This is a genomic window from Arthrobacter bambusae (assembly GCF_022606295.1).
GTDB classification, from domain to species: Bacteria; Actinomycetota; Actinomycetes; order Actinomycetales; family Micrococcaceae; genus Arthrobacter; species Arthrobacter bambusae_A.
Window position 1 is genome coordinate 40,265 of the sequence record NZ_JAHHZS010000024.1, and the last position, 25,500, is coordinate 65,764.

General features: G+C 64.8%; 21 protein-coding genes. 7 read left to right on the forward strand and 14 right to left on the reverse strand.

All coding sequences use genetic code 11. From position 1 onward, the window contains the following. Positions 1-81: 81 nt before the first annotated feature. A complete protein-coding gene (locus KNN17_RS16060; protein ID WP_241709975.1) occupies positions 82-1,542 on the reverse strand; it encodes a replication-associated recombination protein A in 1,461 nt (486 codons plus the stop codon). A gap of 41 nt (positions 1,543-1,583) precedes the next feature. Between KNN17_RS16060 and KNN17_RS16065 the strand changes: the two genes are divergently transcribed. Then, positions 1,584-2,261, forward strand: a complete 678-nt coding sequence (locus KNN17_RS16065) for an acVLRF1 family peptidyl-tRNA hydrolase (protein ID WP_241709976.1) — start codon at positions 1,584-1,586, stop codon at positions 2,259-2,261. Positions 2,262-2,276: 15 nt separating this feature from the next. Here the strand turns inward: KNN17_RS16065 and KNN17_RS16070 are convergent, their stop codons facing one another. The 3 genes from KNN17_RS16070 to hisS all read right to left on the reverse strand — a co-directional run bounded on the left by KNN17_RS16070 (position 2,277) and on the right by hisS (position 6,442). Further along, a complete protein-coding gene (locus KNN17_RS16070) occupies positions 2,277-3,047 on the reverse strand; it encodes a GNAT family N-acetyltransferase (RefSeq protein WP_241709991.1) in 771 nt (256 codons plus the stop codon). Positions 3,048-3,147: 100 nt separating this feature from the next. Further along, positions 3,148-4,941, reverse strand: coding sequence for an aspartate--tRNA ligase (gene aspS / locus KNN17_RS16075; RefSeq protein WP_078108980.1), 1,794 nt, complete (start codon positions 4,939-4,941; stop codon positions 3,148-3,150). Between the two features lie 145 nt (positions 4,942-5,086). Further along, the gene (gene hisS / locus KNN17_RS16080; RefSeq protein ID WP_241709977.1) at positions 5,087-6,442 is read right to left on the reverse strand and encodes a histidine--tRNA ligase; all 1,356 of its coding nucleotides are present in this window, start codon (positions 6,440-6,442) and stop codon (positions 5,087-5,089) included. Positions 6,443-6,700: 258 nt separating this feature from the next. On the opposite strand from hisS, the gene KNN17_RS16085 reads away from it, so the two are divergent. The 3 genes from KNN17_RS16085 (at position 6,701) to KNN17_RS16095 (ending at position 9,786) form a co-directional block, all read left to right on the forward strand. Then, on the forward strand, positions 6,701-7,474 hold the full coding sequence (locus KNN17_RS16085; protein WP_372489691.1) for a peptidylprolyl isomerase: 774 nt from the start codon (positions 6,701-6,703) through the stop codon (positions 7,472-7,474). Positions 7,475-7,539: 65 nt separating this feature from the next. Further along, positions 7,540-9,048: a DUF349 domain-containing protein gene (locus tag KNN17_RS16090; protein WP_241709979.1), complete on the forward strand. Its 1,509-nt coding sequence runs from the start codon at positions 7,540-7,542 to the stop codon at positions 9,046-9,048. Between the two features lie 93 nt (positions 9,049-9,141). After that, the gene (locus tag KNN17_RS16095; protein WP_241709980.1) at positions 9,142-9,786 is read left to right on the forward strand and encodes a type IV toxin-antitoxin system AbiEi family antitoxin; all 645 of its coding nucleotides are present in this window, start codon (positions 9,142-9,144) and stop codon (positions 9,784-9,786) included. 11 nt (positions 9,787-9,797) lie between these two features. Here KNN17_RS16095 and KNN17_RS16100 read toward each other — a convergent pair whose 3' ends face one another. The 9 genes from KNN17_RS16100 to pdxT all read right to left on the reverse strand — a co-directional run bounded on the left by KNN17_RS16100 (position 9,798) and on the right by pdxT (position 19,692). Further along, entirely contained in the window at positions 9,798-12,191 is a 2,394-nt protein-coding gene (locus KNN17_RS16100; RefSeq protein WP_078108975.1) for a RelA/SpoT family protein, read from the reverse strand. A 149-nt stretch (positions 12,192-12,340) separates the two neighbouring features. Then, on the reverse strand, positions 12,341-13,354 hold the full coding sequence (secF, locus tag KNN17_RS16105; protein ID WP_241709981.1) for a protein translocase subunit SecF: 1,014 nt from the start codon (positions 13,352-13,354) through the stop codon (positions 12,341-12,343). After that, on the reverse strand, positions 13,354-15,108 hold the full coding sequence (secD, locus tag KNN17_RS16110) for a protein translocase subunit SecD (RefSeq protein ID WP_241709982.1): 1,755 nt from the start codon (positions 15,106-15,108) through the stop codon (positions 13,354-13,356). Before secD ends, secF begins: the two co-directional genes overlap by 1 nt. A 109-nt stretch (positions 15,109-15,217) precedes the next feature. Further along, positions 15,218-15,601 (reverse strand): preprotein translocase subunit YajC, encoded by a 384-nt coding sequence (gene yajC / locus KNN17_RS16115; RefSeq protein ID WP_241709993.1) that lies wholly within the window; start codon positions 15,599-15,601, stop codon positions 15,218-15,220. 190 nt (positions 15,602-15,791) lie between these two features. Further along, complete coding sequence (ruvB, locus tag KNN17_RS16120; RefSeq protein ID WP_241709983.1) at positions 15,792-16,868, reverse strand: Holliday junction branch migration DNA helicase RuvB; 1,077 nt, start codon at positions 16,866-16,868, stop codon at positions 15,792-15,794. Beyond that, positions 16,861-17,505, reverse strand: a complete 645-nt coding sequence (gene ruvA / locus KNN17_RS16125; RefSeq protein ID WP_241709984.1) for a Holliday junction branch migration protein RuvA — start codon at positions 17,503-17,505, stop codon at positions 16,861-16,863. Before ruvA ends, ruvB begins: the two co-directional genes overlap by 8 nt. A 103-nt stretch (positions 17,506-17,608) precedes the next feature. Next, positions 17,609-18,187, reverse strand: coding sequence for a crossover junction endodeoxyribonuclease RuvC (gene ruvC, locus KNN17_RS16130; RefSeq protein ID WP_236810689.1), 579 nt, complete (start codon positions 18,185-18,187; stop codon positions 17,609-17,611). A gap of 44 nt (positions 18,188-18,231) precedes the next feature. Beyond that, positions 18,232-18,987: a YebC/PmpR family DNA-binding transcriptional regulator gene (locus KNN17_RS16135; protein WP_241709985.1), complete on the reverse strand. Its 756-nt coding sequence runs from the start codon at positions 18,985-18,987 to the stop codon at positions 18,232-18,234. A 3-nt stretch (positions 18,988-18,990) separates the two neighbouring features. Then, on the reverse strand, positions 18,991-19,692 hold the full coding sequence (pdxT, locus tag KNN17_RS16140; protein WP_078108967.1) for a pyridoxal 5'-phosphate synthase glutaminase subunit PdxT: 702 nt from the start codon (positions 19,690-19,692) through the stop codon (positions 18,991-18,993). A gap of 100 nt (positions 19,693-19,792) precedes the next feature. Here pdxT and KNN17_RS16145 point away from each other — a divergent pair, with 100 nt between their 5' ends. Genes KNN17_RS16145 through KNN17_RS16155 form a run of 3 tightly spaced genes read left to right on the forward strand, consistent with a single transcriptional unit; the run spans position 19,793 to position 23,896 of the window. After that, positions 19,793-21,088: a Mur ligase family protein gene (locus KNN17_RS16145; RefSeq protein WP_241709986.1), complete on the forward strand. Its 1,296-nt coding sequence runs from the start codon at positions 19,793-19,795 to the stop codon at positions 21,086-21,088. Further along, positions 21,085-21,837, forward strand: a complete 753-nt coding sequence (locus tag KNN17_RS16150; RefSeq protein ID WP_241709987.1) for a type 1 glutamine amidotransferase — start codon at positions 21,085-21,087, stop codon at positions 21,835-21,837. The genes KNN17_RS16145 and KNN17_RS16150 overlap by 4 nt, the downstream gene beginning before the upstream one ends. A 46-nt stretch (positions 21,838-21,883) precedes the next feature. Next, a complete protein-coding gene (locus KNN17_RS16155; protein WP_241709988.1) occupies positions 21,884-23,896 on the forward strand; it encodes a M3 family metallopeptidase in 2,013 nt (670 codons plus the stop codon). Between the two features lie 328 nt (positions 23,897-24,224). Here KNN17_RS16155 and pdxS read toward each other — a convergent pair whose 3' ends face one another. Continuing rightward, the gene (gene pdxS / locus KNN17_RS16160; protein WP_078108963.1) at positions 24,225-25,151 is read right to left on the reverse strand and encodes a pyridoxal 5'-phosphate synthase lyase subunit PdxS; all 927 of its coding nucleotides are present in this window, start codon (positions 25,149-25,151) and stop codon (positions 24,225-24,227) included. Between the last annotated feature and the right edge of the window lie 349 nt (positions 25,152-25,500).

A 25,500-nucleotide genomic window follows, 5' to 3' on the forward strand; every position in this document is an offset into this window, starting at 1 on the left:
CAGGGCACAACACCAAAACCTTGGTTTTGATGGATTGTGCGCCCGAGCCTTGCCAGACAAGCATCTAGCCTACCATGACGCCTACTTACCGCGGATGATCCGGCGCAGCCGCTCGAGCCTGGGAGCAATATCCCGTTCCGCACCGTTTGCCGTGGGTTCGTAATAGTCCTTGCCGACCAGGTCATCCGGCGCGTACTGCTGGGTGGCTACGCCGTGCGGGGCATCGTGGGCGTACTTGTAGCCCTGGCCGTGGCCCAGGCCCTTCGCCCCTTGGTAATGCGCATCCCGCAAGTGCGCCGGGATCCCGTTCCCCATCCCCGCACGCACATCGGCGATGGCCTTGTTGATGCCCATATACGCGGCATTCGACTTGGGCGCCGTCGCCAGGTGCACCACGGCTTCGGCAAGGATGATCCGCCCCTCGGGCATGCCGATCAACTGCACTGCCTGGGCTGCCGCGACTGCGGTCTGCAGCGCCGTGGGATCTGCCATGCCGATATCCTCGGCAGCCGAAATGACGATCCGGCGGGCCACGAAGCGCGGATCCTCGCCGGCTTCGAGCATGCGGGCCAGGTAGTGGAGGGCCGCGTCGACGTCTGAACCGCGGATCGACTTGATGAACGCGCTGGCGACGTCGTAGTGCTGGTCGCCGGCGCGGTCATACCGGACCGCGGCCACGTCCAGTGCCCGCTCCGTGTGGCGGAGTTCGACGACGACCGGAGCCTCCGGGGCGCCGTCGCCGGCCAGCCCGGGCTCTTCGGAAGCGTCGCCGCCGTCGGGGGTGTTCCGGTCTCCGTAGGCGACGCCGGCAGCGGCCTCAAGGGCGGTGAGCGCGCGGCGGGCATCTCCCCCGGACAAGCGGACCAGATGCTCAAGGGCTTCCGGAGTGAGCTCCACTCCGCCGGCCAAGCCGCGTGCATCAGCGACGGCCCGTTGCAGGAGCGCCTCGATGTCGCTGTCAGTGAGCGGTTTGAGGGTGAGCAGGAGTGATCGCGAGAGCAGCGGGGAGACTACCGAGAACGAAGGGTTTTCGGTAGTGGCGGCGACCAGGACCACCCACCGGTTCTCGACGCCCGGAAGCAGTGCGTCCTGCTGGGCTTTGTTGAAGCGGTGGATCTCGTCCAGGAAGAGCACGGTGGTGGTCCGGTAGAGATCCCGGGCAGTCAAAGCGTTTTCCATGACCAGCCGGACATCTTTGACGCCCGCGGTAATGGCGGACAATTCGACGAACTTCCGGCCCGGTCCGCGGGCGATGACGTGTGCCAGAGTTGTCTTCCCCGTGCCCGGGGGTCCCCACAAAATGACCGAGCTCGGACCGGCAGGACCGGCTGCGTCGGCCCCCGCGGCAAGCTGACGCAAGGGGGAACCTTTGCCCAGCAAGTGCTGCTGGCCCACAACGTCGTCAAGCGTCCGGGGCCTCATACGGACAGCCAAAGGGCTCCGCGGCGACGATGGACGTCCTGTTCTGGAACTGTCCGGATCCGCCGCCTGGCTGCCGGGGTCGTCGTCGTTGTCCGCGCCGGCACCAAAGAGATCTTCCACATGGATAGGCTACTCATGATTCCAGCTAAGGAGACATCGACGTGGAGACCCGGCCATCCGGCCCCAACGAAAAGCAGCAGCCAGGGGCGGGACGCACCGCTTTCATCCCCGGTCCGCGCGTGACCGGCTGGGTGGAGCGCTTCGCCGCGAGCCATGGCGCCGTTGCGGAAGAACCCGACGACGGCGGTACCCTTCTGCGGGCGGCTGACGGCGCCACCGCGCTATTGAAGGCTCCCTGGCCTGTCGATGGCAGGCCCGGCAAGGGAACCACCACGGTTGAGCGCCTGGCGTCGCTTGCTTCACAGGAACGGCGGCTCGGTATCGTCCTGGTGCGCCGCGGCGGCTACGCGGTGGGCGTCGTGAGCGGCGGCACAGTGTCTGCGTCCAAGTCGGGGTCCCGTTACGTGCAGTCACGCTCCGCGGCAGGCGGATCCTCACAGCAACGCTTTGCCCGGCGGCGCGAGAACCAAGCCAACGCGCTCACGGAGGCCGTGGCCGGATATGCCGCCGGCGTGTTCGCCGGACACAGTATCGAATACCTGGTCCTGGGCGGAGACGCCGCGCTGTCCGCGGCAGTCCTGGCGGAAGCGGCGTTGAAAGAATACGCATCGCGGACAAGGCTCGCGTTCCTGGCGGTCGCCGATCCCAATGCGACAGTGCTGCGCCGTGCCGCGGCGGATGCGTGCGCGGTGCGGATACAGGTCACTGATCCGCCGTAGCGGACCGCAGCGCCACTAGCAGCCCGACAACGCCCGTTGCGGGCGCGCCTGCCGGTAGAGATACCTGCCGCGCTCCGTGAATCCGGCGCCCTCGTACAGAGCCTGGGCAGCGGTATTCGGGGCCATCGCGAGCAGCCAGAACCCTGACACGCCTCGGTGACCGCCAGCCGTCAGAAGGGCGTCAAGCACTTGGCGCCCGAAGCCCCGCCGACGGTGTCCGGCCGCGGTTGCCATGCAGTAGATGCCTCCCCTGCCGTCCACCAAGGCAAGGCGTCCGACGGCGGCCGGGACGCCGTCGTCGTCCGTCACGAGGGCGTAGACCGAGGGGCAAGACACGAGGATCTTCCGGGCGATCTCCAGCTCGGCGTCGCCGCCGCGCCCGTCGACGGACCACCACAGCCGCAGCCACTCTTCGGACGGCTCCTCGGAGATCTCGACGTCGTTCGGCAGGTCACCGCGGGGAGCGCCGGGAGGTGTGTCAGCCGCGCGGACCAGGATGAGGGTCTCGGATTGCCGGGTGAATCGCTGCGCATCGAGCACAGCGTTGAGGCCCGCGCTCCGCTCGTCGTCGAAGACCTGGAAGATCAGCGGCAGGCGCCGGGAGCGATACCACTGCGAGGCGGCCCGTACTGCAGACTCGTGGTCATCGGCCTCTTCCCTCGGCCAGACCGAGTTGGCCCGCTGGGTGACGCCACCGGCCGCACGCATGACCCATCCCCCGGTGTCCTCACGATCCAGGGCCGGCCAAGCCTGGTCCATCAGCGCTTCGACCAATACCAGGCTCATATCCTGCGCCACGCGTCCTCCTCGAAATCAATCGCCGTCATGGTACGCCGGAGGCCCCCGCGATATGCGGGGGCCTCCGGGCTACTTCTGCGGTGTCCTGCTACTCCGGCTTGGCTGCCGGCGCTGCCTGGGCCTTGGCTTCAGGCTTGAAGTCAACTCCGGCTTCCTTGCGCTGCTGCGCCGTGATGGGCGCGGGAGCAGCGGTCAGGGGGTCGTAGCCACCGCCGGACTTCGGGAACGCGATGACGTCGCGGATCGAGTCGACGCCGGCCAGCAGGGCCACCACGCGGTCCCAGCCGAAGGCCATGCCGCCGTGCGGAGGTGCGCCGTACTTGAAGCCCTCCAGCAGGAAGCCGAACTTGGTCTGCGCGTCTTCCTTGTCCAGGCCCATGAGCTCGAAAACGCGCTCCTGCACGTCGCTCTCGTGGATACGGATGGACCCGCCGCCGATTTCATTGCCGTTGCACACGATGTCGTAGGCGTAGGACAGGGCCGCTTCCGGGTCCTTGTCGAAGGAGTCCAGGAACTCGGGCTTCGGGGAGGTGAAGGCGTGATGCAGGGCCGTCCACTGTCCGCCACCCACCGCGACGTCACCCGAGGCGACTGCTGCGGCTGCAGGTTCGAACATCGGCGCGTCGACGATCCAGACGAAGGCCCAGTCCTTGGGATCGATCAGGCCGGTGCGGTGGCCGATCTCCACGCGGGCAGCTCCCAGCAGAGCGCGGGACGGGGACTTCTCGCCAGCGGCGAAGAAGATGCAGTCGCCGGGCTTGGCACCCACAGCGTCAGCCAGGCCGGCCCGCTCGGTGTCCGTGAGGTTCTTGGCAACGGGACCCGTGAGTTCGCCATCTTCCTTGAACAGCACGTACGCGAGGCCCTTGGCCCCGCGCTGCTTGGCCCATTCCTGCCAGGCGTCCAGCGCGCGGCGGGCCTGCGAGGCTCCGCCGGGCATGACGACGGCGCCGACGTACGGTGCCTTGAAGACACCGAAATTCGTGTCCTTGAAGAACTCCGTCAACTCGGTGAGTTCCAGGCCGAAGCGCAGGTCCGGCTTGTCGGAGCCGTACTTGGCCATGGCCTCGTGGTAGGTCATGCGGCGGATCGGCGTCGGGATTTCGACGTCGATCAGCTGCCACAGTGCCTTGACGATTCGTTCGCCAAGCTCGATGATGTCGTCCTGGTCAACGAAGCTGGCCTCGATGTCGAGCTGCGTGAATTCCGGCTGGCGGTCCGCACGGAAGTCCTCGTCGCGGTAGCAACGGGCGATCTGGTAGTACTTTTCGAAACCACCAACCTGGAGCAGCTGCTTGAAAAGCTGCGGCGACTGCGGAAGCGCGTACCAGGAACCCGGTGCCAGACGCGCCGGAACAACGAAGTCGCGGGCGCCTTCCGGCGTCGAACGCGTCAACGTGGGAGTTTCGATCTCCACGTAACCCTGCTGGTGAAGGAGTTCGCGGGCCACGCGGTTCGCTTCGGAGCGCAGCCGCAGGTTGTGAGCGGGGCCGGGGCGGCGCAGGTCGAGGTAGCGGTGCTTGAGCCGTGCTTCCTCGCCGACCTCAACGTGCTCGTCAATCTGGAACGGAAGGGGATCCGAAGTGTTGAGAATCACGACCTTCTCGGCGATGACCTCGATCTCACCCGTGGCGAGGGCCGGGTTCTCGTTGCCCTCGGGACGCTTGCTCACGGTGCCCACGATCTGCAGCACGTATTCATTGCGCAGGCCGTGGAAGACCTCTTCCTCGCGGACAACCACCTGGGCGACACCGGACGCATCACGCAGATCGACGAAGGCCACGCCACCGTGATCTCGGCGGCGGCCTACCCAGCCTGCCAGGGTGACGGTCTGTCCAATGTGCTCGGAACGCAAGGATCCGAGGTCATGTGTGCGCAGCACAGCATTCCTTTCAACATGATTTACAGGATCATGACAAAACGATCCCGTTCGAGTTTACCCGTACGGATGATGCACGGCCCCACCAGGCCAGGCCGGTTCCCGGCGACGTTGGCCGGGTTGACGCCCTTGGGGCGCCGGTGCGTGCCTAGCGCGTGGTGATGCGGACGTGGAGATCCTCGGGCGACGGCTCCCAGCTGGCCGGATCCGCGTCGACCTGCTCACCGCTGCGGATGTCCTTCACTTGGTGCTTGCCGTCGTCGTCGGTGAACCAGACGAAGGGAATGCCGCGTCGATCGGCGAATTTGATCTGCTTGCCGAACTTCTCTGCCTTCGCCGCAACTTCGGTTGCGATCCCCCGTCCGCGCAGCTGCGCCGCGACGTCCTGGGCGGCAGACCAGCTGTCGTCGTTGTTCAAGGCCACGAGCACGGCCGTGGGCACCGAGCGCGACGCCGTCGCGAAGTCCTGGCTGAGGATGCGGGAGACGAGGCGGGTCACCCCGATCGAGAGGCCGACGCCGGGAAACTTGCGGTTGCCCTTGCTGGCAAGGGCGTCGTAGCGGCCTCCGGAGCAAATGGAACCGAGCTGCTCGTGACCCACCAGGACGGTCTCGACGACGGTGCCGGTGTAGTAGTCGAGGCCCCGGGCGATGCTGAGGTCGGCAACAACCTTCCCGGGGGCACGCTGCACGGCGGCCTCGATGACTTGTTCCAGCTCACTGAGGCCCTCTTCAAGGAGCTCGTCCGAGACGCCAAGCGCCCGGACCTGGCCCACGAAGGACGTGTCCTCGGTGCGGATGCCTGCAAGCTTCAGCGCGAGTGCCGCCTGCTCATCCGTGGCGCCAAGCTCATCCCTGAGCAATTCGGCAACTTTCGCTTCGCCGATCTTCTCAAGCTTGTCGATGCTGCGAAGGACGCCGGCAGTGTCCATGAGGCCGATGCCGCGGTAGAAGCCCTCCGCCAGCTTGCGGTTGTTGATGCGCAAACGGAAGTCCGGGATGGGGAGGGCGCTCAGCGCTTCCGCAATCACGAGGGCAATCTCGACGTCGTAGCGGAACGGCAACTCGCCGTCGCCCACCACGTCGATGTCCGCCTGCGTGAACTCGCGGGCGCGGCCTTCCTGGGGACGTTCTCCCCGCCATACCTTCTGGATCTGGTAGCGGCGGAACGGGAAGGCAAGGTAGCCGGCGTTCTCGACGACGTAGCGGGCAAACGGCACCGTGAGGTCGAAGTGGAGGGCCAGGGCATGGGGATCTGCCTTGTCGGACTTTCCGCCCTCGCCGGCGGCGTCTTCGTCTTCCTGCAGGCGACTGAGGCCGTACACCTCTTTGTCGATCTCGCCCTTGCGGAGGAGCTGTCCCACCGTTTCCACAGCGCGGGTCTCGATGGAAGAGAAGCCATGGAGTTCGAACGTCTTGCGCAACGTGTCCAGCACATGCAGTTCCACCAACCGCTCCTGGGGAAGCCACTCGGGGAATCCGGACAGGGAGGCGGTACGAGCCATGGTGGAATTTTCTCCTCAACGATTGCGCGGGCCGGACCGCCGCCACGAACCACGGCCGATTCGGCTTAGCTTGGGCGGGCGTCCAGCCAGTCATGCATAAACTATGTGCGGCAGCCAGTTTATGCTTTCGGCGCCTGCACATCTAATGCGGGCACCACGGTCTGGCTTGCTTGCGATGGAAGCTTGTCCAGACAACCAGGAGGACCTTTGTCTACAAGGCCGCGGGACAACCGTGAAGCCAAACGGCGCATCAGGCAGATGGAAGCCAAGCGCGAGCTTCGGCGTGCACAGGGCAAGCGCCGCCGCAGGGACAACGTGATCGCCGTCGGCGTGGGTGCCGCCGCCTTGATTGCCGCCGTCGTGCTCCAACTCACGGTGTTCAACTCGAACCCGAGCGAGTCGGAGTTCGCCGCGGCGCAGGCCGGACTCAGTTCGCCGTCGGCCCCAGCCTCTGCGAGCCCATCCGCTTCCGCCGCCGCGACAGGCTCGAATAGTGCCGGCATTCCCAAACCGGACACCGCTGCAGGGAAGACTTTCGTCGGCCAGCTCAGCCTCAACGGAGGCGCCGTCGGCGTCGAACTGGATGGTACGACGGCTCCCCAGGCCGCGGCCGTGTTCAAATCGCTGACTGATGCGAGCTACTACAGCGGGCTCAAGTGCCCTCGACTGACCACCGCTGACAACTTCGCGGTGCTGCAGTGCGGAGCCAAGGGCGCGGACACCACCGATGACCCCAACTTCCACTGGGGACCGCTGGAGAACACCCCCGCCAACAACACCTACCCGGCGGGAACCATCGCCGTCGCCAGGACGGGCGATAACGCCTACGGCAACGGGCACCAGTTCTTCATCGTGTACAAGGACACGGTCATTCCCCCGGATTCTGCCGGCGGGTACACGGTGGTGGGCAAGGTGACGAGCGGCATGGATGTCGTGACGAAGATTGCCCAGGCAGGTATTAATCCGGGCAGCAGCGCCACCGACGGCGCCCCTGTGGCACCTGTCACGATAGACTCGTTTTCTCTGAAGTAACCAGCCCGGGCCACGGTCCACGGCGCATTACCTTAGTAATCCCTCCAAGCGAAAGACTTTTAGCGGTGACAGACAGTCAGAAATCCGACGAAACTGCAGTAGTGGCCAACGAAGAAGAGACTCAGGCGCCGGCGGCCGGGCAAACCGGCGTCGAATCAGCTGCCCCGGCAGACGACGCGGCCGAGTCCGCGCCGAAGCCTGCTTCTCCGGCACCGCGTCCTGCCCCCTCGCATGCGCCTTCTCCGGCGGCATTTGCTGCCCGCCCGAAAGCCTCGCCCAGCGTGATTCCGGCCGCGCCGGCGGCCCAGCCTACGGCTGTGTCCCTCGCGGAAGCCGCAAAGTGGGGGCGAGCCGAGGGTGATGGCCACGTCTTCCTGACCATCGACGGCGAAGAGCAGCCGGTGGGACAGTACCCGGGAGTGAGCACCGACGAGGCGCTGGGATACTTCGCCCGGAAGTACGACGACGTCGTGGCGCAGATCGTTTTGATGGAACACCGCGTGGAGTCCAAGGCCCCCGCAACCGACATGCAGAAGACGGTCGAGCACCTGCGCGAGCAGCTTGCCGAGCGGAACATGGTGGGCGACATTCGCACTGCGGAAGCCCGTCTCGATGCCCTGGCCGGACAGATTTCCGAGTTGGAGAAGTCAGAGAAGGCCGCGCACGACGCCGCCCGCTCCGCGGAACTCGCGGCACGCGAGGCGATCGTTGCCGAGGCCGAATCCATCGCGTCCCAGGATCCGTCCCAGGTGCAGTGGAAGACGTCGAGCGCCCGCATGAACGAACTCTTCGAGAGCTGGAAGACGGCCCAGAAGAACGGCATCCGGCTTGGCCGAAGCAACGAGGACGCCCTGTGGAAGCGGTTCCGCTCGGCGCGTACCGTCTTCGACCGCCACCGCCGCGCCTACTTCTCCCAGTTGGACAGCACCAACTCGGCCGCGAAGGTCGCCAAGGAACAGCTGATCGTCGAGGCAGAAGCACTCTCCAGCTCCACGGACTGGGGTTTCGCGGCCGGCGAATACCGCCGCCTCATGGATCAGTGGAAGGCAACTCCCCGTGCAAGCCGCAAAGACGATGACGCCCTCTGGCTCCGTTTCCGCGCAGCCCAGGACGTCTTCTTCAGCAACCGCCAGGCGGCCAACGACGAGATCGACCAGCAATACACTGCCAACCTTTCCGTCAAGGAAGAGCTCATCGTCGAGGCCCAGGCCCTGCTGCCGATCACGGACCTCAACGCTGCCAAGAAGGCCTTGCAGTCCATCCGTGACCGCTGGGAAGAAGCCGGAAAGGTCCCCCGCGCCGACATGGGCAGGATCGAAGCCGGCCTGCGCAAGGTCGAGGACGCCGTCCGCGACGCCGAAGAGGACAAGTGGCGCCGGAGCAATCCGGAGACAAAAGCCCGCACCAACAGCGCCCTGTCACAACTCGAGGCAGCCATCGCCGGCCTCAAGGAAGACCTGGAAAAGGCTGAAAAGGCCGGAGACCAGCGCCGCATCAAGAACGCCCGTGAGGCCCTTGAGGCCCGCGAGGCTTGGCTGGACCAGATCCAGCGTTCAGCGAGCGACCTCGCCTAGTAGTACAGCTTGATCGAACAGGCTCCGTCCCGGTTATCCACATAGCCGGGACGGGGCCTGTTCCCGTTGCGGCGGCCACGCAATGATTGCTGGATGGCCCCGAGAATACCGCCCTCGCAGCACCAGGTCGTCCCTGCCCAGGAACTGTACGCCCCTAGCCCCCTGTTCACGTGGGCCGAGCTGCAATCGATGGCCGCGGACGGTGTGCTGACCCCGCTCTACGAGAAGAGCTTCACGCCTCCCGGCCTGGTCGTCACGCCGAGGCTTCGCGCCCGCGCGGCCGCCCTGGTGGTTCCGGACCGTATTCGCAGGAAGGTCATTGCAGGCCGCATGACGGCAGCCTGGATCTACGGTTGCGCGGATGCTCCCGAAAAACTTTCGCTCCTGGTGGATGCCAAACACCGTATATCGAGCGTGCGTTCGGCCCGTGGCTGCATCCTGCATGAAGTCCGCTTGGGCCAACTGGACGTGGTCAGCATCGGCGGCCTGCTCGTGACCAGTCCGCTCCGGACGGCCGTCGATGTGGCGCTTCACGTCGAAGCGGACCGGGCCCTGCCCGCACTGAGAATGCTGCTGTCCCAAGAGGAACTGGGCGTCCGGCTGCGCCTCGTCACCCTCGCGGTGGAGGCGTCCGCGAGGGTGCCTCACAAAAAGGCTGCCTTGCGCAAGCTCGCCGCGCTGGCTCTGAGCGCTGACCCGCCGCCGGCCGGAGCATTCCAACCCAAGGAGGCCGCGTGAGATGCTTCGATTCAGCTTCTCCTGCGGTTCCCCGTGGTCCTGTAGACGTCGAAGACGCCGTCGATCCGGCGCACAGCGCTGAGTACATGGTGCAGGTACTTCGGGTCGCCCATTTCGAAAGCGAAGCGGGAGATGGCAACCCGGTCGCTGGACGTGTGCACCGAGGCTGCGAGGATGTTGACGTGGTTTTCGGACAGCACGCGGGTGACGTCCGAGAGCAACGACTTCCGGTCCAGTGCTTCCACCTGGATCTCAACGAGGAAGACGCTGGATTGGGTCGGTGCCCACTCGACCTCGACGATGCGATCGGGCTGGTCACGGAGATCCGAGACATTCGTGCAGTCCGTGCGGTGTACCGACACTCCCGAGCCCCGGGTCACGAACCCGAGGATCGGATCGGGCGGTACGGGCGTGCAGCAGCGGGCCAGCTTCACCCAGACATCCCCGACGCCCCTGACTATGACGCCGGAGTCCGAGTACCGGGTCTTCTGGAGTTGCGAGGGAATACTGACTTCGTCGAGGTCCTCATCGGGCGTCTCATGGCCTCCGAGGTGCTCCATGAGCTTTTCCATGACGGACTGCGCCGAAGTATGGCCGTCGCCCACACCGGCGTACAGGCCGGAAATGTCGACGTAGTGGAACTCCTCTGCCACCGTGGACAGGGCGTCATGCGTCATGAGTCGCTGCAAGGGCAGGTTCTGTTTGCGCATCGCCCGGGTCAGCTGGTCCTTGCCGCGCTCGATGGCCTCTTCGCGGCGTTCCTTGCTGAACCACTGGCGGATCTTGTTGCGGGCCCGGGCGCTCTTGACGAAATGCTGCCAGTCCTGGCTCGGTCCTGCGCCTTCGGCCTTCGAGGTGAAGATCTCCACCCAGTCGCCATGATTGAGTTCGCTGTTGAGCGGTACCAGCTTGCCGTTGACGCGCGCACCTATGGTCCGGTGCCCCACCTCGGTGTGGACCGCATAAGCGAAGTCCACAGGCGTCGATCCAGCCGGCAACGCCATGACTTCGCCCTTCGGGGTGAAGACGAACACCTCGCGGGCGTTGATCTCGAAACGGAGCGAATCCAGGAACTCGCCCGGATCCGACGTTTCCTGCTGCCAGTCGACCAAGGAACGCAACCAGCCCATGTCGCCGTCCTTCGGGCTCCCCGGGCCGACGGCGGTCCGGTTGGGTTGGTCCTTGTACTTCCAGTGCGCTGCGACGCCGTACTCCGCGCGGCGGTGCATTTCGTGCGTGCGGATCTGGATCTCGACGGGCTTGCCACCAGGGCCGATGACCGTGGTGTGCAGGGACTGGTACATGTTGAACTTCGGCATGGCGATGTAATCCTTGAACCGCCCCGGCAGGGGGTTCCACCGCGAATGCAAGGTGCCAAGAGCCGCATAACAGTCACGGACGGAATCCACCAGGACGCGCACGCCCATGAGGTCGTTGATGTCGTCGAAGTCCTTGTCCCGGACGATCATCTTTTGGTAGATCGAGTAGTAATGCTTGGGGCGGCCCGTGATCGTGGCCTTGATGCGTGCGACCCGCAGGTCTTCGGCAATCTGGTTGCGGATGACGCTCAGGCTCTTCTCGCGTTCCGGAGTACGGTCCCCCACCATCCGGACGATCTCCTCGTACACCTTCGGGTACAAGGCGGCGAAAGACAGATCCTCAAGTTCCCATTTGATGGTGTTCATGCCGAGGCGGTGGGCCAGCGGCGCAAAGATCTCCAGGGTTTCGCGTGCTTTGCGTGCGGACGACTCTGCGGAAACAAAACGCCAAGTGCGGGCATTGTGCAGACGGTCCGCAAGCTTGATCATGAGCACGCGGATGTCCTTGGCCATGGCCACAACCATCTTGCGGACAGTCTCGGACTGCGCGGCCTCACCGAACTGGACCTTGTCGAGCTTGGTGACACCGTCCACGAGCATCGCGACTTCCGGGCCGAAATCACGGGTCAGGTCAGCGAGGGTGTAGGGAGTGTCCTCCACAGTGTCGTGCAAAAGCGCGGCGGCCAGGGTTGTTCCGGTGAGCCCCAGTTCCGCGAGGATCGTGGCCACCGCCACGGGGTGCGTGATGTACGGATCGCCGCTCTTCCGTTTCTGCCCCTGGTGGCTGCGTTCGGCCACCGTGAAGGCACGTTGGATCAGATCGAGGTCTTCCTTGGGGTTGTTGGCCCTGACCGTCCGCAGCAGCGGTTCGAGGATGGGCGAATAGGTGCTCGCGCCCCGTCCGGTCAATTTCGCCAGCCTGGAACGCGTCCGCTCGCGCCGTCCGGGGAACGTCGGGCGCACGCCCGGGCTGTCCACGGGCACACCATCCACCGTGCTGCCCGTAGCTGCAGTTGCGGTGCCGGGCACGCGGCTCAGGCCGTCCTCTCCGCCCGCCGGCGGCGCCGACGTCGTACGTTCCTCCACAAAAGCACCTCTCACGACTGACTTAATTCTCCCAGTCTATTCCCGCGGTAGACCTCTCCAAGAACCGGTACCCAGATGACGGAACCGGGAACGAAAAAGGCCGGTCACCGCTTTTCAGCGGTGACCGGCGCTTCGAGGGGAAAACGAGGCTAAACGGCCGCGGCTTCCGGGTTCGAGCTGGCGGCTGCCGCTCGTCGGGTAGCGACCTTCTTGGCCTGCTTCTGCAGCTCGGGTTCGCTCTGGCGCAGCCAGGCGTAGAGCGGAGCCGCGATGAAGATCGTCGCCGCGGTACCGATCAGGATGCCGACGAACAACGCGAGGGACAGGTCGCGGAGCGTGCCGGCGCCGAGCAGCCCGGCACCGATGAAGAGAATCGCGGCGACCGGCAATACTGCCACCATCATGGTGTTGATGGAGCGCACCAACGTCTGGTTGACGGCGAGGTTGACCTCTTCGGCAAAAGTGCGACGGCTGGAGGTGGTGATGTCCGAGGTGTTTTCACGGATCTTGTCGAAAACAACCACGGTGTCATACAAGGAGTAACTGAGCACCGTGAGGAAGCCGATGATGGCTGACGGGGTCACTTCGAAATCGCTCAAGGAGTAGACACCGGCCGTGGTGAACATCGTCACCAGCATGCCGGCGAGGGCAGAGACAGACATCTTCCAGGTGCGGAAGTACAAAGCCATCAAGAGAGCGGCCAGGCCTACGAACACCGCGAGGCCAATGAGGGCCTGCTTGGTGACGTCCTGCCCCCAGGTCGGGCCGATGAACGTCGAGGTCACTTGGCTTTCGGTGACGCCGTAGACCTTTGCGAGGTCCGTTTTGAGCTTGACGGTCTGGTCATCGCTGAGTTTGTCCGTCTGGATACGCATGGTGTTGCCTGCGACGTTGGCGACGCGCGGAACCGCACCGGGAACGACGTCGTGGACGGCCTTCTCACCCGGGGCTGAATCCGTGGTCTTCACGTTGGATACCGTGAACTCGGAACCGCCCCGGAAGTCGATTCCGAGGTTGTAGCCGCCCTTGACCACCGGCAGGAGGATGGAGATCGCCACTGCCACTGCGGCGATGATGAACCAGATCTTCTTGCTGGAGACGAAGTTGTAAGAGCGCTTGCCCGTGTAGAGCTCGTTGCCGAACTTTGCGAAGCTCGTGGTCATTACTTCTCCTCCTTGGTGCCGTTGGAAGAACCAGCCAGCTGGGCTTGCTTTTCGGCAAGCCGACGTTCGGCAATAGTCATGCGGCGCTCGGCTTCAGCGGCAGCACCGGTGTTGCGGGCGCGGACGACGGCGGGCTTCTCGGTCGGCGTGCGGAGCCTGCCGGCACCGAGGTAGAGCGGCACGGCGCCCAGTCGCTCGGGGTCGAGGCCTGAGAAGCGGTGTCCTTCGCCGAAGAACTTCGTCTTGGCCAGCACCTGGAGCGTCGGGTGCGTGAACATGAACACGACCAGGAGGTCCGCCAACGCGGTGAGGCCAAGGGTGAAGGCGAAGCCGCGGACGTTTCCAACAGCGACGAAATACAACACCAAGGCAGCGAGCAGGTTGACGGCCTTGGAGGCAAGGACCGTCCTCTTGGCGCGCCTCCAACCGTTCGCGACGGCGGACACGAGGCCCTTGCCCTCACGAAGTTCGTCACGGATGCGTTCGAAGTACACGATGAAGGAGTCCGCTGTTTGACCGATGGCCACGATGAGACCTGCCACACCGGCCAAGGACAGCCGGTAGTTCTCAGTCCACCCAAGGATCGCGATCGCGAGGTAGGTGAGTCCACCGGCCACCACGAGGGAGAGGATCGTGACGAAGCCCAGGGCCCGGTACTGGAACAGCGAATAGACCACCACAAGCAGGAGCCCGATCACACCGGCCAACAGGCCAAGGCGCAACTGCTCGCCACCGAGGGTTGCGGAAATCTGCTCTTCGGACTGGATATCGAAGCTGATGGGCAACGCGCCGTAGCGAAGCTGGTCCGACAATGCCTGCGCGGACGCCTGCGTGAAGTTGCCGGTGATCTGCGGCTTGCCGTCGGTGATCACGGCGAGGGCACGCGGTGCGGAAATGACCTGGTCATCCAGGACGATGGCGAACTGGGCCTTGGGGTCGTTGCCGCCCTGGGCCTGCGATGCCACGTAGAACTGGTTGAGCCGCTGCGTCACGTCCTTGAAGGTCTTGGTGGCGTTGGCGTCGAACGTGATCGTCACGCCCCATGCATTGGTCACCGAGCCCTGTGCGCCCTGGACGGGGTCGAAGGAGGACGACACGATGTCCTGGCCCTTCACTTCAACCGGGCCAAGGATGTACTTGACGGCGGGAGTCGTGGCCGTTGCCGGCTCGCAGGTCACCAGAGGCTTGGCCGGATCCGACCGCGGCTGCTTGTCCTGCGCAGGATTGGCGCAGTCCAAGGCTTCGAAGGCTTTGTAGACGTCCGCCGTGACCCAGTTGCTGTCGCTGGCGTTGGTTGGCGCAGCCGTTGGCTTGGGCAGGCTGGCATCAGGCGTCCGCGATGCCACCGGAACGGGAGCAGGATCGCCGGTGGTGATCACCGGTCGGAAGTTCATGTCGGCAGATGCCTGGATCAAGGCACGGGTTTCCGAACTTGGCGTCCCGGGAAGGCTCACCACGACGTTACGGCCGGACTGCGTGGTGATTTCCGCTTCGGCAACGCCGGAGCTGTCAACGCGCTGTCGGATAATCGCAACGGCTTGGTTCAACTGTTCTTCGTTGATGCCGGTGGATCCTTCGACCTTGGGCGCGAGGATCATTTGCGTGCCGCCCTCGAGGTCAAGCGCAAGCTTGGGAGCCCAGCTTGCGTGACCGGTGATGACGCCGCCCCCGAGGACTGCTGTCAGTACAGCGAATATTGCGACAAGCCAGATCAGCACCCTGCGGGCTGCATTTTTGTGGCCGGTTCGTGCCATGTTCGATCTTCCTGTTGATGACGGAACAGCCGCCGACGTGCACTTGTGAGCGCAGGCCGGCGGCGATTCATTGCCGTAGAGCTATTCCCGCTTGTAGAGCGGGTACGGGCTAGCTGTCCTTCTTGCCCTCGTCGTTGAGGCGCCTGAGGGTTTCCTCCGGGGTTTCCGAGGATGCCGACGCCTCGGCATCAGCGGCCGTCAGCGACGACGCGTCGTCCGGGACGTCAACCGGGGTTTCCTCGACAGGCTCAACGATCTTGGTAACGGCCTGGCGGTGCACCGTGGCGAGGTTGCCCGGTGACAGCTCAAGGACAACCTTGTTCTCAGCGTCGTCCATCGCGACAATTCGGCCGAACAGGCCGAAACTGGTCATGACCTCAACGCCGGGGGCGAACTGGGATTGCAGCTTGGCCTGCTGTTGCTGCGTCTTCTTGTTGCGGCGGAACATCATGAAGATGAAGACGCCGAGCATGGCAAACAGCAGGATTGTCATTGGATCCACAGGGAAGTTCCGTTCTTTACTTACGTTTTTGGTTTCACGGCCATGTCTGCCCGGTGGATCCGGCGGCCGTGGAGCTTTCGCCCGCGTGGCCGCACAATGCTCCGACGGGCGGGCACAGAACCAAGGACTCGAACGTGCCGAGTGTCATACCAGTCTAGAGGGTTAAGCTGAATGGATCGTGCTATCGGCCGGTGTCGATGCTTTCAGCGCCGTTTTCGCTGTCCTCGAACAGGGCGAGGGGATCCTGCCGGAACACTCCTGCCGGCACCGCATATCCAAGGTGCGTCCATGCTGACGCCATGGCGATCCGGCCGCGCGGCGTCCGGCCCAATAGGCCTTCGCGCACCAGGTACGGCTCAGCGACCGTTTCCACAGTCTCCGGCTCTTCCCCGACGGCGATTGCAAGGGTGGAGAGCCCCACGGGGCCACCGTTGAACTTGAGGATCAGCGCTTCCAGCACGGCACGGTCCAAGCGGTCCAATCCACGCTGGTCCACCTCGTACATGTCCAACGCCGCGGAGGCTGCACGCGCATCGATCTGTTCGATGCCGTGAACCAAAGCCCAGTCCCGGACGCGGCGCAGCAGCCGGTTGGCGATGCGCGGAGTTCCGCGGGAACGGCCCGCGATCTCGCTGAAGCCGGCGGAATTGACCTTGAGATCTAGCAGTCCGGCCGAGCGGCGCAGCACCAGTTCGAGCTCCGCAACGGAATAGAACTCCAGATGCCCTGTGAAACCAAAGCGGTCACGCAGCGGTCCAGGCAGCAATCCGGCCCTCGTGGTGGCCCCGACGAGGGTGAAGGGCGGCAACTCAAGCGGGATGGCAGTGGCGCCGGCGCCCTTGCCCACCACGATGTCCACACGGAAGTCCTCCATGGCCATGTAGAGCATTTCCTCTGCGGGCCGGGACATCCGGTGGATTTCATCGAGGAAGAGGACTTCACCCTCCGAAAGCGAAGAGAGGATGGCCGCGAGGTCTCCGGCATGCTGGATGGCCGGCCCGCTGCTGATACGCAAGGGAGCGTTCATCTCGGCGGCGATAATCATGGAGAGCGTGGTCTTCCCGAGCCCCGGAGGGCCCGACAGCAGGACGTGGTCCGCGCTGCGGCCGCGCATCCTCGAGGCTTCCAGGACGAGCGAGAGTTGCTTGCGGACGCGGTGCTGGCCCACGAAGTCGTGGAGGTTCTTCGGGCGCAGTGCTGCCTCGATGATGCGCTCTTCGGGTTCCTCTCCCCCGGTAACGAGGGATTGCTCAGCCACGGCTGCCTACCCGGTTTCCGGCTCGGGCGCCGTCCTGCCCAAGCCAGCGAAGGGTTGCTCGCAGGATCTGCGCGACGTTGCCGGCGTCGGCGAGTTCCGGGGAATCGGCCATAGCCTTGTCGATGCTCCCGGCGGCGTCCTTTTCCGACCAGCCGAGGCTCGTCATGGCAGCTACCACCTGCGGCTTCCACGCGGACTCGGCGGCGACGGCGGGGGCAGCCCCCGGAGCGGTGCCGTGGGGTACGAGCTTGCCCGCAAGCTCGAGGACGATCCGGCCGGCCACCTTCGGGCCGATGCCCGGCACCTTGGTGAATGACTTGGCGTCACCGGAATGGGCGGCGACGCGGATCGCCTCGGGCTCATGGACGGCGAGGACTGCGAGGGCCAGCCGCGGTCCCACACCGCTCACACTGAGCAGGACATCGAAAACTTCCCGTTCGTCGTCGTTCGAGAAACCAAAGAGCGTCAGGGAGTCCTCCCGGACGATCAACGAAGTGAACAGCTTCGCTTCCTCGCCGACATGCAGGTGGCTGAGGGTTTGGGGCGTGGCGTAGACGCTCATTCCGGCGCCGTTGAGATCGATGACGGCCGTGGAGAGACTGACGTGTGCCACGGTTCCGCGGAGAAAACTGATCAAGACCCGGCTCCTGAAGTACTGCCCCGTGCATGCTGCGCTTGCATCCAACACGCGGGGGCTATCCGAACATATCTACGAATACCCTAGCAAGGGCCGCTGACAATTACCGGCCGCGGCGCGCTTTCGCTTCGGCTTCCGCCCATGCCCGCTGGGCCGGCGTGAGCGCGCTGCTCCCCGGTCCGGTGGTGGCAACGGCGGCGCCGCTCCCGGCCCGCCACGCGTGCGTGACGGCGAGGGCCAGCGCGTCCGCGGCGTCGGCCGGACGGGGCGGGGCGTCCAGGCGCAGGATCTTGGTGATGAGCTTGGTCACCGCCTCCTTGTTGGAGGTGCCGCTTCCCGTGACGGCGGCTTTGACTTCCGACGGCGTGTGAAGCGCCACCGGGATGCCGCGCCGCGCTGCCGCCGCGATGACCACCCCGGACGCTTGGGCCACGCCCATGACAGTGCTGACGTTCAACTGGGAGAAGACCCGTTCGACCGCAAGAACGTCTGGCTTGTACAGGTCCAGCCATTCGTCGATGGCCTTGGCGATGACCAGCAGGCGCTGGTCCAATGACTGTTCCGGGGAGGTTCCCACGACGCAGACGGCCACCATGGTGGCGCGCCTGTTCCGTTCGACGTCGACCACTCCGATGCCGCAACGGGTGAGGCCCGGATCGACTCCTAGTACGCGAAGAGTCAAGTCCGGGCCTCCCTGCTGGTTGTCAGGCTATGTCGCAAAAAGCATTATTCGGCTTCGAGCGCAGCCTGGACTTCCTCGCTCATGTCCGCGTTGGTGTAGACGTTCTGCACGTCGTCGAGATCCTCGAGGGCGTCGACGAGCTTCATGAACTTCTTGGCACCGTCGACGTCAAGCGGTACCTGCATGGACGGGACGAATTCAGCTTCGTCCGTCTCGTATTCGATGCCGGCTTCCGTGAGGGCTTCGCGGATGGCCTGCAGATCGGTGGGTTCCGAGTGGATTTCCCAGTTGTCGCCGCTGTCCTTGACTTCCTCGGCGCCTGCGTCGAGCACGGCCATCAGGATGTCGTCTTCGCTGAGACCGTTCTTGGGCAGGTTGACGACGCCCTTGCGGGAGAAGAGGTAGCTCACGGAGCCGGGGTCGGCGATGGTGCCGCCGTTGCGGGAGATGGCCAGCCGGACCTCGGAGGCAGCACGGTTCTTGTTGTCCGTGAGGCACTCGATCAGGAGGGCTGAACCCTGCGGGCCGCGGGCTTCGTACATGATTTCCGTGTAGTCGACCACTTCGCCGGTCAGCCCGGCTCCGCGCTTGATGGCGCGGTCGATGTTGTCAGCGGGGACCGACGTCTTCTTGGCCTTGGTGACGGCTAGTTCCAGGCTCGGGTTGCCGGCAAGGTCCGGTCCGCCCATGCGGGCCGCGACTTCGATGTTCTTGATCAGTTTGGCGAACGACTTGGCCCGGCGGCTATCGAGGATGGCCTTCTTGTGCTTGGTCGTCGCCCATTTCGAGTGGCCTGACATGCTTTAAACTTCCCCTCTGATCATTCGAATAAACAATTCATGCACGCGCTTCTCCCCAGTCACTTCCGGGTGGAAGGAGGTGGCCAGCAACCGACCTGAGCGCACTGCAACAATTCTAGCCAACCCGTGCAAAGTGTCCGTGTGGCTGGCTTTTCCCGGTTCCACCTGGGCAAGGATTTCGACGCCCGGACCGACGCGCTCCACCCATGGTCCCCGGATGAAGACGGCATGGACGGGGTCGACGCCGGACTCGCCGGCGCTGAACTCGAGGCCCTTGAAGTCAAGGTCGGTTTCGAAAGACTCCCGCTGCCGGCCGAACGCGTTGCGGCGGACCGTGATGTCCAACCCGCCGAAAGTCTGCTGCGGATTCCCGGCGAGGTCCGTGGCGGGATCTGCGATGTCGTCTGCCAGGAGGATCATTCCGGCGCAGGACCCATAGACCGGCAGCCCGGACGCGATCTGCTTACGGATCGGATCCGCGAGTTCGAAGATGCGCGCCAGCTTGTCGATGGTGGTGGACTCGCCGCCGGGAATGATGAGGCCGTCAATGTCGTCGAGTTCCGCCGGACGCCGGATGCCGACGCCGGTGGCGCCGGCCGCTTCGACGGCGTGGATGTGCTCACGAAAATCGCCTTGTAGTGCGAGGACGCCGATGCGCAGGCCGGTGCCCACGCTTGATGACGCCTCGGAAGGGGGATTGGTCATTCGACCATCATAATGCGCCGCCGCTGCAGGCCTCGCCCCGTGGTGGCACCGCAGGCTTGCGGCACGTGGTTTATGCACCAACTGGGATATATTACAGAGCATGTTTTCGTTCACCGTTCCGCTCGGCAAGCTGGTCCGTGCTGTGTCCCGGCTTCGCGGAGGGGGTTCGGCTTTGCCGGGCCTCGTGGTCGAGAAGATCGACCCCGGCTTCATGCAGAGGACGCTCTCCTCGCTCCCCCACGGTGTGGCCGTGGTGAGCGGGACCAACGGCAAGACCACCACCACCAAAATGGTCGTGGAACTCCTGGAAAGCCAAGGCCTCAAGGTCTTCACCAACCGGACGGGCAGCAACTTCACCCGGGGAGTGGCAGCTGCGCTCCTGGGTGAGGTGGACTGGCGCGGCAGGCTGGACGCCGACGTCGCGGTGTTGGAACTCGACGAGGCACATGCCGTGCATTTCGTGAACAAAGTGCCGCCGCGCTACTGCCTTCTCCTCAACGTCCTGCGGGACCAGCTGGACCGCTTCGGCGAAATCGACGCCACCGCGTTGCTTCTCCAGCGCATCGCCGAGCGAACTACAGGCACCGTGGTCTTGAACCGCGAGGATCCCCGGGTCGCCCGTATCGCGGCAGCCGTCAGCGGCCCCGAGGTGCTCTACTTCGGATTGGACCAATCGCTCCGCAGCACCTTCCCGAACGACGACGACATGCGGGCCGCGGCTCCGGGAACCAGCCCCCTCGGTGACGTGCCCGCCTCCCCGGAGGCCGACGTCGTACTCCGCCGGGTGGGTGCCGACGACGCCGACTTCGAGTTCGACGGAACCCGCGTCGCGACCCACATGAAGCTCCGCGGCGTCTACAACATCTTCAATGCAGCCGCCGCCTTGGTGCTCGCCAGGAGCATCACCGGGGCAAGCGGCAGGCCCGGCGATGCCGCGAAGCTCGTCAAGGCGCTCTCCGAGGTGGCTCCGGCGTTCGGCCGTGGGGAAAGCCTGACGGTGGATGGCCAGCCTCTTGAGTTGGTCCTGGTGAAGAACCCGAGTGGTTTCCGCCTGGGCCTCAAGTCCTTCCCGGCGAAGGGCTACGCGTCCATGATCGCCATCAACGACAACTACGCCGACGGCCGCGACATGTCCTGGCTCTGGGACGTTGAGTTCGACTCCCTGCGCGAGGATGGCGTCGAAGTACTCACCGGTGTCCGTGCCTACGACATGGCCCTGCGCCTGCAATACGACGAGGTCCGTTTCGGTTCAGTGAACACCGACATCCCTGCGGCCTTGGCTGAATTCATCCGGGGCTCGGCCGGCAAGCCCAAACGCGTGTTCTGCACCTACACCGCGATGTTGGCCATCCGGCGCGAACTCTCCAAAATCACCACAGTAGAGGTGGTCTCATGACCCCGGCCGAAGACACCGCCCCCCACGCCAGCAAGGGCACCATCCGGGTCCTGCAGTTGTACCCCCGTGAGATGAACATCTACGGGGACTGGGGAAACGCGCTCGTCTTGCGGCAGCGCCTGCTCTGGCACGGCTACACGCCTGAACTCCTTGAATACAACGTGGGTGACGACTTTCCCGAGGACGTCGACCTCATTGTGGGCGGCGGCGGGCAGGACAGCGGCCAGGTAGTCATCCAGGAAGATCTCCAGGCACGCGCCGAGCAACTCCGCGAGATGGCCGAGGACGGAACGCCCATGCTGGTTATTTGCGGGCTCTACCAACTCTTCGGCAAGTTTTTCAAGACGAAGAGCGGCCCTGTCATCCCGGGCATCGGCATCCTTGACGTCGAGACGGTCGGCACCGACGAGCGCCTCATCGGGAATGTCACCCTCACCTCGTCCGAGTTCGGGGAAATCCTCGGCTACGAGAACCACAGCGGACAAACCTCGCTGGGCCCCGATGTCGAGCCCCTCGGCACCGTGTCCAAAGGTGCCGGCAACAACAGCAAGGACAACCACGAGGGTGCCAGGCACCGGAATGTTGTTGCCAGCTACTTGCACGGTTCCTTGTTGCCCAAGAATCCTGCCATCGCCGATTTCCTGATCCGGACCGCCGTCGAACGCAAGTACGGTGCTTTCGTCCCCGGAACGCCCGACGACGACTTTGCCCGCCTCGCGCGCGAACATGCGGCGCGGCGGCCGCGCTAACACGAAAAGCGTTGTGGGCGGGGACCTCGCATGAAAGGGTTGCTTCATGACGAACCCTCTCTCGGAGCCGAGCACCCTTCCCTTCGGATTGCCGCCCTTCGCAACGATCCAGGACAACCACTACGCCGAAGCTGTTGAAGCGGGCCTCGCTGAGCATCTGGCCGAGATCCAGTCCATCGTAGACAATCCGGAGCCTGCATCCTTCGAAAACACGGCGGTGGCGATGGAACGCTCCGGCCGGCTGCTGGAGCGTGCAGCGGCAGCCTTCTTCACCCTGGTTTCCGCCGACGCCTCCTACGCCATCCGGGAACTCGAAACCGAGCTGTCTCCCCGTTTCGCGAGCCACCAGGACGCGGTCTACCTCAATCGCGGACTGTACGAACGATTCGCAGCCGTCGACACCTCGGGCCTCGATGACGAATCCCTCAGGCTGGTCCAGGAGTACCTCCGGGAATTCCGCCAGTCGGGGATCCACCTTGATCCGGCCGACCAGGAAAAGCTCAAAAGCCTCAATGCGGAACTCTCCCGTTTGGGAACGGAGTACGGGCAACGCGTCAAGGAAGCCATGAAGGACGCCGCGCTTGTGGTGGAGGACGCCACGGAACTCGCGGGCCTCCCTGCGGACGACATTGCCAGTGCCGCCGAGGCAGCACGCGCTGCCGGGCACGAGGGGAAATACCTCCTGACCCTCATACAGCCGAGCAACCAGCCTGCTCTGGCTTCTTTGCAAAACCGCGAGCTTCGCCGTCGCCTGTATGAGGCATCCATTGCGCGAGGCAGCGACGGCGGCAGCCTGGACGTCATGGAACTGGCGAAGGCGATGGTGCGTTTGAGGGCCGAGAAGGCGGGCCTGCTCGGGTTCGGCAACTACGCCGAACTCGTCCTGGAACGCCAGACTGCCCCTGATTTCGCGGCCGTGCAGACGATGCTGAACCGCCTCGCCCCTGCCGCTGTCCGCAACGCCGACGCCGAAGCGGCTGCCTTGGCGGAGAGCGCGGGGCACCCGTTGGAAGCGTGGGACTGGGCGTACTACTCCTCGAAGGTCCGGAGGGAGCGGTATGAGGTGGACGAACAGCTGCTGCGGCCCTATTTCGAATTGGACCGGGTACTCGTGGACGGCGTGTTCTTCGCAGCTACGAGCCTCTTCGGGATGACTTTCCACGAGCGGAAAGACCTTGAGGGGTACCACCCCGACGTCCGCGTTTGGGAGGTACGGAACGAGGACGGCTCCGAGCTCGGCCTCTTCCTGGGCGACTACTACGCGCGGGACTCCAAGCGCGGCGGCGCCTGGATGAACTCGCTCGTCGAACAATCAGCACTGCTGGGGACCAAGCCGGTGGTCATCAACAACCTGAACATCTCCAAACCGCCGGCCGGAGAACCGACACTGCTCACCCTGGACGAAGTCCGCACCACGTTCCACGAGTTCGGCCATGCCCTGCACGGGCTCTTCTCCAACGTCACGTATCCGCGGTTCTCCGGAACCTCGGTCCCCCGGGACTTCGTCGAGTATCCGTCGCAGGTCAACGAGATGTGGATCATGTGGCCGGAAATCATCGGCAACTACGCGCGCCACTACGCCACCGGAGAGCCGCTCCCCCAAGACACCATTGACCGCCTCAACGAGTCCAGGCTCTGGGGCGAGGGTTTCGCCACCACCGAGTACCTCGGCGCAGCCCTCCTGGACCTGGCCTGGCATGTCCTGGACGTGGACGGTGTTCCGCAGGATGCTCAGGACTTCGAGGCCAAGGCATTGGCAGCCGCAGGCGTGGCGCACTCCCTCATACCGCCCCGGTACCGCACGGGGTATTTCCAGCACATCTTCGCCGGGGACTTCTACGCTGCCGGGTACTACTCCTACATCTGGAGTGAAGTGCTGGACGCGGAAACGGTGGACTGGTTCACGGAAAACGGCGGGCTGCTGCGCGAGAACGGCGAACGATTCCGCTCGGAGCTGCTCTCCCGTGGCAACAGCCGGGATCCGCTGGAATCCTTCCGCACGCTCCGTGGCCGCGATGCTGCCCTCGAGCCGCTCCTGAAGCGTCGCGGCCTTCAGTAGCCAGCGGGTCTACCCAACTGACTCGCAGTTGTTGTCGTTCTGGAGCCTCAGAACGACAACAACTGCGAGTCAGTTGGGTTAACGCACGACGCCGGTCGGTCACCGAAAAGGTGACCGACCGGCGTCGTACTTCTACTGACTGAAAGGCGTCGGACGGTGTGATCCGGCTGCGCGCGTAAAAGGGCCCCCGCCCTTAGCCGCCGCAAAGCCGCGGCAGCGAAACGGGGGGAATAGCGCGCCGAGGATCAGCGCCGTCCGGTGCACCAACCAAGCGCGCAGACATCTGCGCTGTCCGGCGTGCCAACAGAGCGCGCCGGTTAACTAGGATTTACCAGCCGCGCTCGGCGAGGCGGTGGGGTTCGGGGATTTCCTCGACGTTGATGCCGACCATGGCTTCGCCCAGGCCGCGGGAGACCTTGGCGATGACGTCGGGGTCGTCGAAGAACGTGGTGGCCTTCACGACGGCGGCGGCACGCTGGGCCGGGTTGCCGGACTTGAAGATGCCCGAACCAACGAACACGCCGTCCGCGCCGAGCTGCATCATCATCGCAGCGTCGGCCGGGGTGGCGATGCCGCCGGCGGTGAAGAGGACGACGGGGAGCTTGCCGGTGGCGGCGATTTCCTTGACGAGTTCGTACGGTGCCTGCAGTTCCTTGGCCGCGACGTAGAGTTCGTCCTCGGGCAGGGTGGAGAGGCGGAGGATCTCGGCGCGGATCTGTCGCATGTGGGTGGTGGCGTTGGAGACGTCGCCTGTGCCGGCCTCGCCCTTGGAGCGGATCATGGCCGCGCCCTCGTTGATGCGGCGCAGCGCCTCGCCGAGGTTGGTGGCACCACAGACGAAGGGAACGGTGAAGTTCCACTTGTCGATGTGGTGGGTGTAGTCGGCGGGGGTCAGGACCTCGGACTCGTCGATGTAGTCAACACCGAGGGACTGCAGGACCTGGGCTTCGACGAAGTGGCCGATGCGGGCCTTGGCCATGACGGGGATGGACACGGCGGCGATGATCTGGTCGATCATGTCCGGGTCCGACATGCGGGACACGCCGCCCTGGGCGCGGATGTCGGCGGGAACGCGCTCGAGCGCCATGACGGCCACGGCACCGGCATCTTCGGCGATGCGGGCCTGCTCGACGTTGACGACGTCCATGATGACGCCGCCCTTGAGCATCTCGGCCATGCCGCGCTTGACGCGGTTGCTGCCCGTAACGCTGGCTGCGGACGAACCGGCTTCGTTGCTTACATCAGGTGTAGACACAAAAACCCCTATGGGTAGATAGAAGACCTTGGCCGGGGGCGCAGGCGGACAGGGGCCACACACAGCGCGCACCGGATTTCCAGGTCACATTGACCAAGTAACTTCAATACTAGTCCCCTGCGCTGTGCCCGTCGTACTTGGTTACCCGCCTCTGCCACGCAGTTCCGCCGGCACCGGCGGGGCTTCGCGCAGCGGGTGATATGGGTCCCGCGTGTCGCGGATACTTCAGGTGCATTGATGGCAGCGGATTGGTTGACGATGCAAAGGCGCAGGAATCTGTCTTCGGCAATTGTGAGGGCAACACCGGGCCGGTCGCGGAGGCGATCCGGGTTCATTGGGACCTCAACAG